The organism is Pseudomonas sp. MPFS (assembly GCF_022537035.1).
GTDB lineage: Bacteria > Pseudomonadota > Gammaproteobacteria > Pseudomonadales > Pseudomonadaceae > Aquipseudomonas > Aquipseudomonas sessilinigenes.
Genome location: NZ_CP066123.1, coordinates 3,048,982 through 3,063,150 on the forward strand (window position 1 = coordinate 3,048,982; position 14,169 = coordinate 3,063,150).

16 protein-coding genes are annotated in these 14,169 nt (G+C 66.5%); 4 read left to right on the forward strand and 12 right to left on the reverse strand.

All coding sequences use genetic code 11. From position 1 onward, the window contains the following. Nucleotides 1-2 precede the first annotated feature (2 nt). Together I9018_RS14235 and fabG are read right to left on the reverse strand one after the other, a co-directional pair. On the reverse strand, nt 3-1,553 hold the full coding sequence (locus I9018_RS14235; protein WP_241109854.1) for an APC family permease: 1,551 nt from the start codon (nt 1,551-1,553) through the stop codon (nt 3-5). Between the two features lie 29 nt (nt 1,554-1,582). After that, nucleotides 1,583-2,356, reverse strand: coding sequence for a 3-oxoacyl-ACP reductase FabG (fabG, locus tag I9018_RS14240; RefSeq protein ID WP_068588431.1), 774 nt, complete (start codon nt 2,354-2,356; stop codon nt 1,583-1,585). Nucleotides 2,357-2,571: 215 nt separating this feature from the next. Between fabG and I9018_RS14245 the strand changes: the two genes are divergently transcribed. The 4 genes from I9018_RS14245 to I9018_RS14260 all read left to right on the forward strand — a co-directional run bounded on the left by I9018_RS14245 (nt 2,572) and on the right by I9018_RS14260 (nt 6,836). Then, nucleotides 2,572-3,588, forward strand: coding sequence for a phosphotransferase (locus I9018_RS14245; RefSeq protein WP_241109855.1), 1,017 nt, complete (start codon nt 2,572-2,574; stop codon nt 3,586-3,588). 185 nt (nt 3,589-3,773) lie between these two features. Continuing rightward, entirely contained in the window at nt 3,774-4,853 is a 1,080-nt protein-coding gene (locus I9018_RS14250) for an AraC family transcriptional regulator (protein WP_241109856.1), read from the forward strand. Nucleotides 4,854-4,959: 106 nt separating this feature from the next. Further along, nucleotides 4,960-5,403, forward strand: coding sequence for a hypothetical protein (locus tag I9018_RS14255; RefSeq protein ID WP_124346721.1), 444 nt, complete (start codon nt 4,960-4,962; stop codon nt 5,401-5,403). Nucleotides 5,404-5,492: 89 nt separating this feature from the next. Further along, complete coding sequence (locus tag I9018_RS14260) at nt 5,493-6,836, forward strand: coproporphyrinogen III oxidase (protein ID WP_124346722.1); 1,344 nt, start codon at nt 5,493-5,495, stop codon at nt 6,834-6,836. A 24-nt stretch (nt 6,837-6,860) separates the two neighbouring features. Here the strand turns inward: I9018_RS14260 and I9018_RS14265 are convergent, their stop codons facing one another. The 10 genes from I9018_RS14265 to I9018_RS14310 form a co-directional block, all read right to left on the reverse strand. Beyond that, nucleotides 6,861-8,348, reverse strand: a complete 1,488-nt coding sequence (locus I9018_RS14265; RefSeq protein ID WP_241109857.1) for a nitrite reductase — start codon at nt 8,346-8,348, stop codon at nt 6,861-6,863. Next, the gene (cobA, locus tag I9018_RS14270) at nt 8,345-9,175 is read right to left on the reverse strand and encodes a uroporphyrinogen-III C-methyltransferase (RefSeq protein WP_068588443.1); all 831 of its coding nucleotides are present in this window, start codon (nt 9,173-9,175) and stop codon (nt 8,345-8,347) included. Before cobA ends, I9018_RS14265 begins: the two co-directional genes overlap by 4 nt. A gap of 69 nt (nt 9,176-9,244) precedes the next feature. Further along, complete coding sequence (gene nirJ / locus I9018_RS14275) at nt 9,245-10,423, reverse strand: heme d1 biosynthesis radical SAM protein NirJ (RefSeq protein ID WP_241109858.1); 1,179 nt, start codon at nt 10,421-10,423, stop codon at nt 9,245-9,247. Nucleotides 10,424-10,438: 15 nt separating this feature from the next. Further along, the gene (locus tag I9018_RS14280; RefSeq protein ID WP_241109859.1) at nt 10,439-10,942 is read right to left on the reverse strand and encodes a nitrite reductase; all 504 of its coding nucleotides are present in this window, start codon (nt 10,940-10,942) and stop codon (nt 10,439-10,441) included. After that, a complete protein-coding gene (locus I9018_RS14285) occupies nt 10,917-11,360 on the reverse strand; it encodes an AsnC family transcriptional regulator (RefSeq protein ID WP_241109860.1) in 444 nt (147 codons plus the stop codon). Before I9018_RS14285 ends, I9018_RS14280 begins: the two co-directional genes overlap by 26 nt. After that, nucleotides 11,353-11,859: an AsnC family protein gene (locus tag I9018_RS14290; protein ID WP_241109861.1), complete on the reverse strand. Its 507-nt coding sequence runs from the start codon at nt 11,857-11,859 to the stop codon at nt 11,353-11,355. The genes I9018_RS14285 and I9018_RS14290 overlap by 8 nt, the downstream gene beginning before the upstream one ends. Further along, entirely contained in the window at nt 11,856-12,314 is a 459-nt protein-coding gene (locus I9018_RS14295) for an Lrp/AsnC family transcriptional regulator (protein WP_241109862.1), read from the reverse strand. Before I9018_RS14295 ends, I9018_RS14290 begins: the two co-directional genes overlap by 4 nt. Nucleotide 12,315: 1 nt before the next feature. After that, on the reverse strand, nt 12,316-13,494 hold the full coding sequence (locus I9018_RS14300; protein ID WP_241109863.1) for a cytochrome D1 domain-containing protein: 1,179 nt from the start codon (nt 13,492-13,494) through the stop codon (nt 12,316-12,318). Next, nucleotides 13,491-13,814 (reverse strand): cytochrome c, encoded by a 324-nt coding sequence (locus I9018_RS14305; protein WP_053129239.1) that lies wholly within the window; start codon nt 13,812-13,814, stop codon nt 13,491-13,493. The genes I9018_RS14300 and I9018_RS14305 overlap by 4 nt, the downstream gene beginning before the upstream one ends. Nucleotides 13,815-13,833: 19 nt before the next feature. Then, nucleotides 13,834-14,148: a c-type cytochrome gene (locus I9018_RS14310; protein WP_068588466.1), complete on the reverse strand. Its 315-nt coding sequence runs from the start codon at nt 14,146-14,148 to the stop codon at nt 13,834-13,836. Nucleotides 14,149-14,169: the final 21 nt, after the last annotated feature.

Genomic DNA, 14,169 nt, shown 5'->3' on the forward strand with positions numbered 1-14,169 from the left:
CCTCAGGGCTCTTGGCGCTCATCGTCCATGACGATGCTGCCGATGATGTGGTACTTGCGCCGGTCGAATTGGCGGAAATACAAGGCAATGGCCGCACCCAGGGCAAAGCTGGCGGCGACTATCCAGGGAATCAGCTTGAACAGCAGCGATTGTGCCGCGCTGCCGGCGGCGAAACTGAGGTTGGCAAACAGCAGGTAGACCACGTAGAGCATGCCCAGCCCGCCCAGCAGTGGCGCGAGAAAGGTCTTGAACCAGTGGCGCTGGGCCACATGGCGGGTTCCCAGGTGGAAGTAGCAGATCACCGCGAAGGCGCACAGAGCCTGGACGATCAGGATGCCCATGGTGCCGAGGATCGCCAGCAGGGCGTAGAGGTCGGCATAGGGGTCCTTGCCTGCGGCCAGGAAGGCCAGGACGATGGCCGTGGCGATCAGGCTCTGCACGGTAGAGGCCACATGGGGCGAGCCGTGGCGTGGATGGGTACGCCCCACGCTGCGACCGAGGCAGTCGAACAGGTTCTCCCGGCCCAGGGCATAGAGGTAGCGCGAGGCACAGTTGTGAAAGGCCATGCCGCAGGCGAACGAGCCGGTCACCACCAGCAGCTTGAACAGGCCCACCGCCCATTCGCCCAGGTACAGGCGCGTCGGGCCGTAGAACACCTCAGCGGCCTGGGCCGGGTCCTGGGCCAGGCGGATGGCTTCGCTGGGACCTACGCCGGCGATGGCCATCCAGGACACGAATACGTAGAACACGCCGATACCGATCACCGCCAGCAGCGTGGCCAGGGGAATGATCTTTTTCGGGTTGCGCGACTCCTCGCCGTACATGGCCGAGGACTCGAAGCCGACCCAGGACCAGAAGGCGAAGAACAGGCCGATACCGGCATTGGCGCCGATCACCCCCTGGGCCGGGGTGAAGGCCTTGAGCGGGTTGATCGATTCCGGCACCAGCCCCTGGGGACCGCCACCGTGCCAGAGCACGGCGAACGCCATCATCGCCAGCATCAGGATCTCCAGGACCAGGCAGATGCCCAGGACCCTGGCGGTCAGGGAAATATCGAAGTAGCTGAGGATGCCGTTGGCCGCCAGCATGGCCAGGGCGAACACGATCCAGTGCACCTGGACCCCGCTGAAGCTGGCCAGCAGGTCGACGCAGAAGAAGGCGAAGATGCCCACCAGGGCCGCTTCGAAGACGATGTAGGTCAAGGTCACGGCGATACCGGCCGCCATGCCGGTCACTCGGCCCAGCCCGTGGGAAATGAAGCCGTAGAACGCCCCCGTGGCGGTGATGTACTTGGCCATCTGCGCATAGCCGATGGCGAACAGCGCCAGGATGAGGGTCGCCACCAGGTAGCCGGCGGGCGCGTACTGGCCGTTGCCGCTGCCAATGGCGATCGGCACGTTGCCGAGCATGGCGGTGATCGGCGCCGCCGTGGCCACCGTCATGAAGAGTACCCCCATCAGGCCCACGGCGTTCTTGCGCAAGCGCTGGACTTCATGGGGCCTGGCCGGTGCATCGAGTTGCTGGGGCAGCTTGTCCGTGTAGATCTCGCTCATGGGGGCACTCCGTCAACAGGGGTGAGGCTTCAGGCAAGGGCCTGGAGGGATTCGGGCAGGATCTGGCCGCCGTCGACGATCAGGCTCTGCCCAGTGATGTAGCCGGCTTCGCGGGAGGCGAAGAACAGCGCGGCGTTGGCAATGTCCTCGACACTGCCCAGGCGCCGCAGGGGCACCGAGGCAGCCATGCTGTCCTGGTACTCCTGGCCCATGCCCTGCAGGCCTTCGGTGAGGATGTTGCCCGGCAGCACGGCATTGATGGTGATGCCATCACGGGCCAGTTCGATCGCTGCGGTGCGCATGAAGCCCAGTTGCGCGGCCTTGCTGGCGCCGTAGTGGGCCCAGCCGGGAAAACCGGTGACCGGGCCTGTGATCGAGGACGTGAGGATCACCCGGCCGTACTCGGCCCGGCGCAGGTGGGGCAGGGCTGCCTGGACGCAGAGGAAACTGCCCTTGGCATTGGTGGCGAGTACCCCGTCCCAGTCGGCCTCGCTCATCTGCTCGAGGCTGGCCGACGGGAACACCCCGGCATTGCAGCACAGTACATCCAGGCCACCCTGGACCCGGACCACATCGTTGATCAGCCGCTTCACCGCTTCGCCTTGCGCCACATCGGCAACGAAGCCGTGGACCTTCAAGCCTTCATCGCGCATGCGCCTGGCCACGGCCTCGACCTTGTCGGCGTGCCGGGCGGTGATGGCGACCTGTGCACCCTGGCGAGCGAATCCGTAGGCGATACCCAGGCCGATGCCGCTGGTGGCGCCGGTGATCAGAACGCTCTTGCCTTGAAGGGAAGTGAGCATGGTTAAGTCCTTTTCTCGTGAGGTTGTCTGGATGTTGAAACTTCAACGCACGGTCGCACTTGACCGTGCGGCACAACTTTTACCCTGAATTATCAAATCGGTGGTGATCACAGGACGCCTTGTGTCCTGGAGTCAAGATTTCGCCGTGGCGGGTCAAGCGACGTTCCCTGGCGGCCTCGCATCCTGTGGTGGCCTATCTACCCTGGAGCGTGCTGATGATGACTGCCTCGAACCTTGCCACCGGCCTGGATGCCATCGCCCCCCTGGCCAGCCTGGCCGCCTTGCGCTACGACCCGGCGCTGCAGGGACAACTGCGGCTGCTGAGCCACTCGGAAAACGCCACCTATGTGCTGTACAACGCACGGCGCCGCTCGGTGATGCGGGTCCACCGCCAGGCCTATCACTCGTACCAGGAGATCGTCAGCGAGCTGTGGTGGCTGGCGGCACTGCGCGAGGAGGGGCTGCAAGTGCCCAATGCCATTGCAGGCCTGGATGGCCAGTTGATCCAGCAGGTCGAGCGGGCGGGGCTGGGCCGCCGCTATGTGGTGCTGTTCGACTGGATCGAGGGCAGCGAGCCCGCGCCCCAGGGCCTGGATGCCTCGTTCCGCCGTCTCGGGGCGATCAATGCCCGACTGCACGAACAGGCCCGACGTTGGCGCCAGCCCGAGGGTTTTACCCGCATGACCTGGAACCACGCGAGCATGCTCGGTGCCCAAGGGCACTGGGGTAAATGGCAGGCAGCGCCTTACCTGGCTGAGCCGGACCGGGCGCTGATCGGCGAGGTGGTCGGCCTACTCGGCCAGCGCCTGGCCGAGTATGGCCAGGGGGCCGGGCGCTTCGGCCTGATCCATGCCGACCTGCGCCTGGCCAACCTGTTGGTGCAGGGCGAACAGACGCGAATCATCGATTTCGATGATTGCGGGCTGGGTTGGTACCTGCACGACCTGGCCGCTGCCCTGAGCTTCTTCGAGCATCACGCCGAGTTGCCGCAATGGATCGACAACTGGCTGCAGGGCTACTGCAGCCGGCTGAGCCTTGGCGATGAGGACCTGGCCATGCTGCCGACATTGATCATGCAGCGGCGCCTGCAATTGCTGGCCTGGACCGGAACCCACCGGGGCACGCCGCAGGTCGAGAGCCTGGGGCGCGATTGGGTGGCGCAGACCCTGGGATTGTGCCGGCGCTACCTGGATGACGGGCTGCGGGATGTCATGTCCCATGGTGGGCATTGAGACGAATGTTACAAACCGCTACGCACCACCCCAGGGCAGCGGCCTGCGACCTGCACCCACGTGTTGCGCCCATAGGGGCGGGCTTGAGGGCGCCGCTGGTGCAGGGCCAGGGCAAACTGAGGATCTGGAATGGAACTTGCGTGCTTCAGCCATCTGTCCAGGGTGATTGTGCAAGGAGGTTGCAGATGCCCGCCGTCACAACGTCCACGGCCTGCCAGGCCGCTTCCCATGAGCGCCAGATCGGCATCCTGGCTTCGGCGGCTAGCGGCCTGAGCGAGTTCATCCAGCAACAGGGCGGTAGCCCCGAGCGGATTCTCGGCATGGCGGGCATCGATCCTGAGCAACTGCTGCACCCGACCCTGAGCCTGGACCTGAACCAGTACTGCTCGGTGTTCGAGGAGGCTGCCCGGCAAACCGGCAATCACAATTTCGGCCTGCGCTACGGGCAACAGTTTCGCCCGGACTCCCTGGGGTTCCTGGGGTATGTCGGGCTGTGTTCGGCGACCCTCGGCGAGTGCCTGCGCAATGTCGCCAGGACGTTTCCGGCACACCAGCAAGGCAGCTTGCTACGGCTGGTGGAGGAGGGCCAATGGTGCCGGTTCGACTACCAGGTGCAGCACGGTGCGATCCTGCGCAAGCGCCAGGATGCCGAGTTGTCCATGGGCATGTTCAGCAACCTGATACGCCATGCCCTGGGGCAGAACTGGGCGCCGGAGCGGGTGCTGTTCGAGCATCCGCAACCCGAGGCCTGGCACGAGCACTGCAAAGTGTTCGATGCGCCGGTGCTGTTCGGCCAGCCCTGCAATGCCCTGGTGTTTCGGCGCAGTGTGCTGGAACGGCCGATGCCCGATCACGACCCCAAGCTCCTGGCGATCCTGCTGGAGAGCATGGGCAAGCTTTGCCATGCTGGCATGGGCCAGGCGCAGCCCGGCATCGTCGCGCAAGTGCGGGCCCAGGTCCGGGATCTTCTGGGCGAGGGTTATCCGAGCCTGGAGCACGTCGCGCAGAACCTGCGTATACCCACCTGGACCATCCAGCGACGCCTGAGTGAAAGCGGCCTGAGCTTTTCGACGTTGGTCGACACCGTGCGCCAGGAGCTGGCCCTGTACTACCTGCAACAGTCGACCCTGCCCATTTCGGAGTTGGCCCTGGCGCTGGGCTATTCGGAAATCAGTGCATTCTCGCGAGCCTTTCGCCGTTGGTACGACGTCAGCCCCATCCAATGGCGCCAGGCCCACCGTGGTACGGATGGCCACGCCACCTGAGGCCAGAGGCAGCATGCATTGGCAGATGCTTACTTGATTGGCATCAAGGGGAACGGGCAGGGGTGGGGCTAGGCTGGAGCCTGTCATAGCCATCCGTGAGGGGATGATGATTTACCCCGTGTTGCTGACCCTGCACCTGTTCGCCGCGCTGATTTTCATCGGGACGGTGTTTTTCGAAGTCCTGTTCCTGGACAGCATCCGCAAGCAACTGCCGGCCAGGCTCATGCTCCTGCTCGAGCAAGCCATTGGCCGACGTGCTCGACAACTGATGCCCTGGGTGCTGCTGGTGTTGTTCGGGGCCGGTATCGGTATGGTCTGGCAACGCTACCTGCCCTTGCTGGCGGCTCCCCTGGCTTCTGCGTTCGCCACCTTGTTGGCATTGAAGATCGCGCTGGCGGCCAGCGTGCTGCTGCACTTTGTCTGGGCGATGCTGCTGTTTCGCCAGGAGCGCATGACTGCCGGTTGGACACGCTTGATCCATGCCAGCGTGTTCAGTCACATGATCGCGATCGTCGTGCTGGCCAAGGCCATGTTCTACCTGGCCTGGTAGCCACAAGGCCGGCGTTTGATGCAAATCAACGCCCCAGCCTCCTTAACGACAGACACTGAAGTTCCACAGCCGGTCCCGGAGCCCTTGTCATGTTCGATGTCATTCACCCTCGTGGCGAGCGGGTCGAGCGACGTGACCACGGCCAGCTCGCCCCCAGCGGCCCGATTGAAATCAGCAGGTTTCACGCCGGTATCGGCTCCCTGGATGTACTGCGGGCCCTGCGCGGCAATCGGCGCAAGCCACGGCCCCTGGCGCTGAACCTGCAATTGCCCGGCACCCTGCGCGGCGCCGGGCAGCCCATGGCGGCCTATCTGGACGCCCTGCTGCGGGAGATCGACCTGGTGGGCTGCCACTTGGGCGGCTTCCAGCGCGTCGAGCAATTTCACCTGGCCGGTGGCACGCCCGATCCCGTGCCTGTGCAGCGACTGCTGGCCCAGTTGCACAAGCGTTTCAACTTCCTGGCCTACGAAGGGGGCGACTACGGGGTCGATGTCGATCTACCCGGCACCGACTGGGCGAGCATGGGACTGCTGCGCGAACAGGGTTTCAATCACGTGAGCATCGGGGTGCCCGATAGCGGGTGCGCCTGCGAGCATTCCACCGCCTGCTACCAGGACCCGGCACCGATCCAGTCGCTGTTGGATGCGGCGCGCACTTTCGGCTATCGCTCGGTAAGCGTCGACCTGGGATATGGCCATGCCTGGCAGACCCCGGCCAGCTTCGCCCTGAAGCTGACCTCGCTGATCGAGCTGGAGCCCGATCGTGTGCAGGTCTTCGACTACGCCCAACCCCCGGCACGCTACCCGCGCAGTCTCCACCAGGCTGCTTGCAGCGCGGCCGACAAGGCCCTGATGCGCCGCTTGTGTTTCGAACAACTGCCGGCAGCGGGTTACCTGCACATCGGCCTGGGGCTGTTCGTACGCCCTGACGACGACCTGGCCCTGGCCCAGGAACGAGGCCAGTTGAGCCGCAACTATCGGGGATTCACCCGCCATGGCTACTGTGACCACATAGGCCTGGGCCTGGGGGCGGTCAGCCAGTTCGAACGCTTGCATGCGCAGAATACCGAGGTGCTGGGAGACTATCTGGAGCAACTGCAACAGGGCCAGCTGGCCACCTGGCGCGGTTGGCGCTGCGAGCCCGGAGCGCAGATCCGCCAATGGGTAACGGAACGGCTCGCCTGTGACCTGGAGCTGGATGTGCGGGCCATCGAGCAGCGCTACGGCCTGATCTTCCGCCAGTTCTTTGCCCAGGCCTGGCGCCAGCTGGAGACCATGGCCCGTGCCGGGCTGGTGGAGTTGAGTGAGGATTTCATCAGCATCCTGCCCGCCGGACGCCTGGAGGTAGACCACATCTGCCAACTGTTCGAGCAACTGGAGCGGCCTACCGTGGATCTCTATCAACAATGGCAGGACCACGACGCCCATTCCTGAAGACCGTGGCCCGTCCCGGCGGACCTAGTGCGAGGTGCCCTCGGCGAACTCGATCTTGTTGCCCACGTTGTACTTGCCCGAAGGCTTGTTCATGGGAATGCGCTTGATCTCCTTCAGGGTCTGGCTGTCGTAGACGATCAGTGCGCCGTCGTTGGCCCAGATGCTCAGCAACAGGTAGCGGCCGTCATGGCTGAACTCTACATGGGCGGCGGTCTTGCCCGGCACGGGGCGCAGGGTGTGGGCGATTTCCAGGGTCTGTTTGTCGATCAGGTGGATGGCGTCGTTGTCCGGGCCGAAGAACACATCGGTCCAGGCGTAGGCCGAGTTGGCATGGCTGCGCATGAAGAAGCCCGGGCCCAGGGTCGGAATCTCCTTGATCAGCTTCCAGGTCTTGAGGTCGATCACCGAGACCAGGCCCTTGCTGATGTTCGGCGTGGCGAACACCCAGTCGCCGTTGCGCTGCCAGTAGGTCCCCGAGCCCAGGTGCGGCATGCCGGGCAGGGCGATGTTGGCCACCACCCGGCCGCTGTCCAGGTCCAGCACCTGGCCGCCCTGGGCCTGGCGTGAAGTGGCCAGCAACTGGTGGTAGTCGGGTGAAAAGGAAAAGTCGTCGAGCATGTCCTGGGCCTGGATCCGCCGTGGGCTGAAGTCCGGGCTGCTGCCGGCGCTGGACAGCTCCCAGACTTCCTTCACGTCCTTGAGCGCGACGATGAAGCTGTCCCGGGGCGGGGCGGTGTACACCGCGCTGACCCGCGACGGCGTGCCGTCCTGGCCGACGGCGGCGATGCTCTTGACCGGGGTCAGGTCGCGGGCGTCCAGCAGCACCAGGTTGCCCGGCAGGTAATTGCCCACCAGCACCCAGCGCCCATCCTTGCTCACCGCCAGGTTGCGGGTGTTGAGCCCGGCCCGCACCTCGGCCACCAGCTTGAGGTTGTGCAGGTCGTACTGGCTGACCCAGCCATCGCGGGAGGCCAGGTAGACGAAGCGCCCGTCGGGAGAGAACTTCGGCCCGCCGTGCACGGCGAAATGGGTGGCGAAACGCGCCAGCACGGTGAAGCGGTCGCCATCGAGGATGCTGATGTGGTGGTCGCCGGCTTCCACCACCACGAACAGGTTCAACGGGTCGGCGCCATGCTGGGGCGTGGCGGGCAGTTGCTCGATGGGGTTGAGCACCTGGTGGCTGGCGCGGATCTGCTCCTCGCTCCAGGTCGGCGGCGTGGCCGGCGGTTGTTGCAGGTAGCTGGCCAGGGCGTCGATGCGCTCCGGGCCCAGCACCTGGGCGAAACCCGCCATCTGGCTGGCCGGACGGCCGGTGCTGATCACTTGGCGGATCTCGGCCGGCTTGATCCGCCCCAGGCTCTCGGGCAGCAACGCCGGCCCGCTGCCGCCAAAGCGGTTGGCAGCGTGGCAGGCCTGGCAATACTGCTGGTAATCCCGGGCGGCCTGGTCGAGGGCCGGGCTGCCGTGGGCCGGGCTGATCCACAACAGCGGCAGCAACCACAGGGCCCTCATGGCGTCAGCTCCAGTTCGAGCCCGGCGCCGGCGAAATGCGCAGGTTGCTCCATGCTGTGCTGGGCGAACAAGCCGACCACCTTGCCGATCACGGTGAGCGTCGGGGTGGCCAGGGAGCATTGCCCGGCCAATGCCGGCAGTTGCGCCAGGCGGCCACGCAGGACCTGCTGGTCGCGGCAGGTGCCCCGGCTGATCAACGCCGCCGGGGTATCGGCGGCCAAGCCGGCGGCCATCAGGCGCTCGGTGATCAACCCGAGGTTGCCCAGCCCCATGTAGAACACCAGGGTCTGGCTGCTGTCGGCCAGGCTCTGCCAGGGCAGGTCGAGGGCGCCATCGCGTTGCAGGTGGCCCGTGATGAAGCGACAGGAGCTGACCAGGTCGCGATGGGTCAGGGGAATCCCGGCATAGGCGCTGCAACCGGCCGCGGCGGTGATGCCCGGCACCACCTGGCAGTCCACGCCTTGTTGCAGCAGGTAGTCCAGTTCCTCGGCGCCACGGCCGAAGATGAACGGATCGCCGCCCTTGAGCCGCACCACCCTCAGCCCTTGTTGGGCCAGCTCGGCCAGCAGCTGGTTGATCCGTGGTTGTGGCAGGCTGTGGTAGCCGCTGCTCTTGCCCACGTAGTGGCGCTGGCAACGGCTGGGAATCAGCGCCAGCAGCTCGGCGCTGATCAGTCGGTCATGGACCACGGCATCGGCCTGCATCAGCAGGCTCCAGGCACGCAGGGTCAACAGGCGTGGATCGCCCGGCCCGGCGCCGACCAGGGCGACTTCCCCGGGGTTGAACGGCGAGTGCAGGGCGGCAGGTAGAGTGAGGGCTGAATGCATGTGGGCGATCCTTGATCCATCATCAGGGTGGCCAGCTGCGCCTGTATCGACGCTTGCCGGGCCAGGTTCTCAACAGGTGACGCAGGGAATGCGGGCGAGCGGGGGCAGGCCGATTTCTTCATCGCTCAGGTGGCAGCCCGGGTCCTGGCCCCAGAGGTCGCCAGCGGCCCAGGCGCGGGTACGGGTATTGCCGTTGCAGATCTGAAGCCAGCGGCAGCTGGCGCAACGCCCGGTGACGGCACGTGGATGCTGGCGCAACTGGCGCAGCAGGGCGTCGGGTTGCTCCAGCCACAGGGTGCGAAATGGCGTGCGCCGTACGTTGCCCACCGAGTGTTGCCACCAGTAGGTGTCGGGGTGCACTTCGCCGGTGTTGTCGATGTTGGCGATGCCGCTGCCCGAGGCATTGCCGCCCCAGGCCCGGAGCATCTGTTCCAGCTGTGGGTACTGCCCGGGAAGGTGGTGCCGGGTCCAGTGCAGCAGGAGGATGGCGTCGGCGTCGTTGTTGCCGCTGACGAAGTCGCTGTCACGGCCCTGGACGATGTCCTCCCAGGCCCGGTCGAACAGCATTGCCATGGCTTCGCGGCTCATCTGCAGGTGGGCATCGAGGCCGCGGCTGCGCTTGCCCCGGCCACTGTAGTTGAGGTGCGAGAGGTAGAACTTCTGTACGTCCAGGTCGCGCATCAGGGCCAGCAGCTCGGGCAGTTGCGGGTGGTTGTCGCGGGTCAGGGTGGTGCGCATGCCCACGCGGATGCCTCGCTCGCGACACAGGCGCATGGCCTTGAGCGAGCGGGCGAAGCTGCCCTTGAGCTGGCGAAAGCTGTCGTGGGTGTCCTGCAGGCCGTCGATGCTGATGCCCACATAGTCGAAATCGGCGGCGCTCACTTGCTCGATATTGCTCTCGTCGATCAGCGTGCCGTTGCTCGACAGCGCGACGAACATGCCATGGGCCCGGGCGTGGGCGCTGAGCTGGAACAGATCGTCGCGCAGCAGCGGTTCGCCGCCGGAGAGAATCAGCACCTTGACCCCGGCGTCGGCCAAATCGTCGATCACCTGCAAGGCTGCCGGGGTGTCGAGCTCGTCGCGGAACACGCTGTCGGCCGAGGTGGCGTAGCAGTGCTTGCAGGTCAGGTTGCACCGGCGCAGCAGGTTCCAGATCACCACCGGCGGGCGGCTGCTGCCCGGTGCGCTGGTGCGGGGGGACGGCGCCTGGCCGGCCAGGACGCGCAGGTAATGGCTGATCCTCAACATGCAACTCTCCTTGTCTCAGTGCCGCTGGGCGTGCAGGCGCAGGCCGGTCTTCTTCAGGATGCGGCTGCTGACCAGCATCTCGTCGGCCCGACAGGCCTCTCCCAGCAGATAACGCAGGTGCTCGCGATAGCTGTCGATCTCCATGGTGCTGCGGCCGTGGACCATGGCGAACAGGTTGTAGCGCCACTGCTCACGGCGCGGACGCCGGTAGCAATGGCTGACGAAGGGCTGGGCGCCGATCAGTTGGCCCAGGCGCGGCATGTGCTCGTCCTCGACGTCCCAGACGGTCATGCCATTGAAGCGATAGCCTAGGCGATAGTGGTTGGGCACCGCGGCGATGCGGCGGATGGCGCCCTCGGCCTGCAGGCGCTGGAGCAGCTCCAGGGTTGCGTCGCGGCTCAGTTGCAGCTGCTCGGCCAGCCAGCCCCAGGGGTTGTCCACCAGGGGCAGGCCGGCCTGGGTCAGGGCCACCAGGCGCAGCTCCAGCGCGCGTTCAGACCGGGAAGTACAGGCCGACATGGTAGGTCTCCTCCTTGGGCAGGTTGAGCACGGCAAGGCCGCTGTCCTGCTCGATGCGCCGCAGGGTCTGGCGCAACTCGCGCTCGCTGGCGCAACCGAGCACGAACCACATGTTCCAGGCATGTTCGCGACGGTAGTTGTGGGCCACCTCGGGCATGGCCTCCAGCAGCGCCGCGACCGCCTCGAAGCGGTCCTCGGGCACGCGCAGCGCCGCCAGGGTGAAGGCGCCGCCCAGGCGCTCGATATCGAACATCGGGCCGAAGCGGGTCAGGGTGCCGTCGTCCAGCAGGCGCTGCACGCGCTGGCGCAGGACCTGGCTGTCGCTGCCCAGCTCCCGGGCCAATACCTGCCAGGGCTCGGGCACCAGCGGCAGGCCCAGTTGCAGGCGGTTGACCAGGCGCCGATCCAGTTCATCCATGGCTCACCGCCCCCGGGGCGAAGCGCCCGCCGCACTGCTTGAAGGCCTGGGTGCTGAACAGCACCTGGTGGGGCAGGTCACTGAGCAGATGGCGCTGCAGCAGGTCGTGGATCTGCGCCTCGACCCGTTGGCGCTGGCGGCCGTGGATCATGCAGAACAGGTTGTAGCGCCATTGCGGCAGGCGCCGCGGCCGCTGGTAGCACAGGCTCACCGCCAACTCGCCGCCCAGGCGCTGGCCGACTTCATCGATCAGCGCGTCAGGAATGTCCAGTACCAGCATGGCGTTGGCGGTGAAACCCAGGGCACGGTGGTTGAGCACCAGGCCCAGGCGGCGAAACAGCCCCTGGTGCTGCCATTGTTCGACCTGGGCCAGCACCTGGCGCTCTTCGGCGCCGATCTGCCGGGCCAGGGCTTGGTAGGGGCGGGCCTCCAACGGCAGGCCGGTCTCCAGCAGGCGGCGCAGGGCCAGGGCCTGGCTGGCATCGAGGGCGGCGTTCATGGGGCGTCTCCCAGGGCGAAACCCAGGTCGATGCGATAGGCCGTGAGCATCGGCAAGTCCAGGGGGACCAGGCCGGTGTCGGCCTGCAATTCGGCGAGGACGTTCTGCAGGTGCGCCCGGTCCGGTCCGGTGAGCACGAACCACAGGTTGTAGTAGTGCTCGCGGGCGTAGTTGTGATTGACCTCGGGGTAGTGGTTGATGCGCTCGGCCACTTGCTGCAGGCGCTCCTGGGGCACCGCCAGGGCCGCCAGGGTGCTGGCCCCGGCGCGGCGGTGCTCGAACACCGGGCCGATGCGCGACAGGCGCCCGTGCTCGGCCATCCGCTGCAGGCAGGCGATCACCTGCTCCTGGCTGCAATCCAGGGCCTGGGCCATTTCCACGTAGGGTTCGGCGCACACCGGCATGCCGTGCTGGAAGCGTTCGATCAGGCGTTGTTCCAGGGTATCGAGGGGCATGTCAGTACCCCATCTGCTGGGCGCGGCTGCTGAAGAAGATCCCGCTGGGCGCGGCGGCCGGCAGGCTATGCCGCAGCTGGAGGCGGTAGGGATCCCAGATTTGCAACTGGTCGCCATCGCGCACCGACAGCCACAACTGGTCGCCACGGGCGGTGAATTCCATATGCAGCACCCCGGGCCCGGGCCGCAGGTCGGCGACGATCTGGTGGCTCTGGCTGTCGATCACCTGCACCCGGTCGTTGTCCGGGTAGGCGAAGTTGACCCACAGCTGGCGGCCATCGGGGCGCGCGGTGACGAACACCGGCTGGCCGGCCACGGCGATGGCGGCGCTCTGCTGCCAACTGTGCGCATCCATCACCAGTACCTGGTGGCGGCCCACGGCGGGAACGAACGCCTGGTCGCCGGCCACGGCCCAGCCTTCCAGGTGGGGCATCTTGTACACCGGCAGTTTTTCCTGGCCACGGCCATAGTCGCCAAGCACTCGCTTGACCCCGCGTTCCGGGTGCCAGAGGTCGAGCTGGGCCATGCCGTCCTCGCCGAACAGGCCGGCCATGTAATAGCGGCCGTCGGTGGTGATCAGCGCATCGTAGGGCTGCTGGCCGATGCCGGTGTAACGGGTGATGCGCGGCGTGTTGCCCTGGCTGAAGTCGGCGCTCCAGATCTCGCCGGTGTCGAACAGGCTGAACACGAAACGCTGGCCCGGGGCATCTACCAGGCCCACCACCCGCGAGCGCTTCTTGCCGTCGGCCAGCAGGGTGGCGGGGATATCGGCCACAAGCTCCAGGGTGGCGGCGTCGAACACCTTGACCCCGCCCGGCACATAGTTGGATACCGCGATCAAGCGCCCGTCCTGGCTGATGGCGCCGCCGATGCTGTTGCCGCCCTGGATCACCCGCCGGGCGATGCGCTGTTCGAGCAGGTCGACCTGGGTCAGGCCGCCGTCGCGGCCGAACACATAGGCGTAGCGCTGGTCGCGGGAGAACACCGCCGAGGCGTGGGACAGGTCGCCCAGCCCTTCGATACGGGCCAGGGCCCGGCCCTGGCTGCTCTCGACGATCTGCACGCTGCCGGTGGCACGCTCCACCACCAGGCCCAGGTCGCCACTGCCACGCAGCGGGGCCTGGGCACAGGCGGACAACAGCAGGGCGCACGCCGCGCCGAGCATCAGGGGACGGATCATGGTTCAGAGGTTCCTTGCAAGAGATGATCGACCAGCCAGCCGATGTCCTCGGCGCTCAGTAACGGCTCCCAGGGCGGCATGGCGGTGCCGGGGCGACCCAGGCGCACGGTGGCGACCAGGCCGTCGCGGGGTTTGCCGGCCAGGGCGGCAGGGGTCAGTTCCGGGCCCAGGCCGCCGGTCAGGTGCAGGCCATGGCAGGCGCCGCAGTCCTGTTCCAGCAGGTGTTGCAGCTGCGCCTGGCGCTGGGCGTCAGGCGCGGCATGAAGAGGGGGGCAAAGCAGGAGGGTCGCCAGGATCACTGCGCGGGGGTAGCTGTTCATGACGCCCTCCTGGTCGGTTTCATTTCAGGCTCAGGACCCACTTGGCCAGCTGCGCCGCTTCTTCTTCGCTGACCGCGTTGGCCGGCATCGGGATCGGCCCCCAGTTGCCCTGGGTGCCGTTCTTGATATGCCCGGCCAGGGTCTGGGCCGCTCCGGCGACCCCGGCATTCTTGGCCGCCACCTCCTTGAGGGCAGGCCCCACCAGCTTGCTGTCCACGCTATGGCAGGCCACGCAGGACTTGCTCTGGAACAGGGCCAGGCCGTCGTCGGCCAAGGCGGTTTGCAGGTTCAACGCAGCGCTCAGGACGAAGAGTGAAAGCAGGGTATTTTTCATGGCGATTCCTTGCGTTGATAA

Bases quoted from the DNA above. Each gene is read 5' to 3' on its own strand.
- fabG (WP_068588431.1), bottom strand. From the start codon at position 2,356: ATGCTCACTTCCCTTCAAGGCAAGAGCGTTCTGATCACCGGCGCCACC.
- I9018_RS14285 (WP_241109860.1), bottom strand. From the start codon at position 11,360: ATGGATGAACTGGATCGGCGCCTGGTCAACCGCCTGCAACTGGGCCTG.
- cobA (WP_068588443.1), bottom strand. From the start codon at position 9,175: ATGCATTCAGCCCTCACTCTACCTGCCGCCCTGCACTCGCCGTTCAAC.
- I9018_RS14260 (WP_124346722.1), top strand. From the start codon at position 5,493: ATGTTCGATGTCATTCACCCTCGTGGCGAGCGGGTCGAGCGACGTGAC.
- I9018_RS14250 (WP_241109856.1), top strand. From the start codon at position 3,774: ATGCCCGCCGTCACAACGTCCACGGCCTGCCAGGCCGCTTCCCATGAG.
- I9018_RS14245 (WP_241109855.1), top strand. From the start codon at position 2,572: ATGATGACTGCCTCGAACCTTGCCACCGGCCTGGATGCCATCGCCCCC.
- I9018_RS14280 (WP_241109859.1), bottom strand. From the start codon at position 10,942: ATGTCGGCCTGTACTTCCCGGTCTGAACGCGCGCTGGAGCTGCGCCTG.
- I9018_RS14255 (WP_124346721.1), top strand. From the start codon at position 4,960: ATGATTTACCCCGTGTTGCTGACCCTGCACCTGTTCGCCGCGCTGATT.
- I9018_RS14290 (WP_241109861.1), bottom strand. From the start codon at position 11,859: ATGAACGCCGCCCTCGATGCCAGCCAGGCCCTGGCCCTGCGCCGCCTG.
- I9018_RS14295 (WP_241109862.1), bottom strand. From the start codon at position 12,314: ATGCCCCTCGATACCCTGGAACAACGCCTGATCGAACGCTTCCAGCAC.
- nirJ (WP_241109858.1), bottom strand. From the start codon at position 10,423: ATGTTGAGGATCAGCCATTACCTGCGCGTCCTGGCCGGCCAGGCGCCG.
- I9018_RS14310 (WP_068588466.1), bottom strand. From the start codon at position 14,148: ATGAAAAATACCCTGCTTTCACTCTTCGTCCTGAGCGCTGCGTTGAAC.
- I9018_RS14305 (WP_053129239.1), bottom strand. From the start codon at position 13,814: ATGAACAGCTACCCCCGCGCAGTGATCCTGGCGACCCTCCTGCTTTGC.
- I9018_RS14300 (WP_241109863.1), bottom strand. From the start codon at position 13,494: ATGATCCGTCCCCTGATGCTCGGCGCGGCGTGCGCCCTGCTGTTGTCC.
- I9018_RS14235 (WP_241109854.1), bottom strand. From the start codon at position 1,553: ATGAGCGAGATCTACACGGACAAGCTGCCCCAGCAACTCGATGCACCG.
- I9018_RS14265 (WP_241109857.1), bottom strand. From the start codon at position 8,348: ATGAGGGCCCTGTGGTTGCTGCCGCTGTTGTGGATCAGCCCGGCCCAC.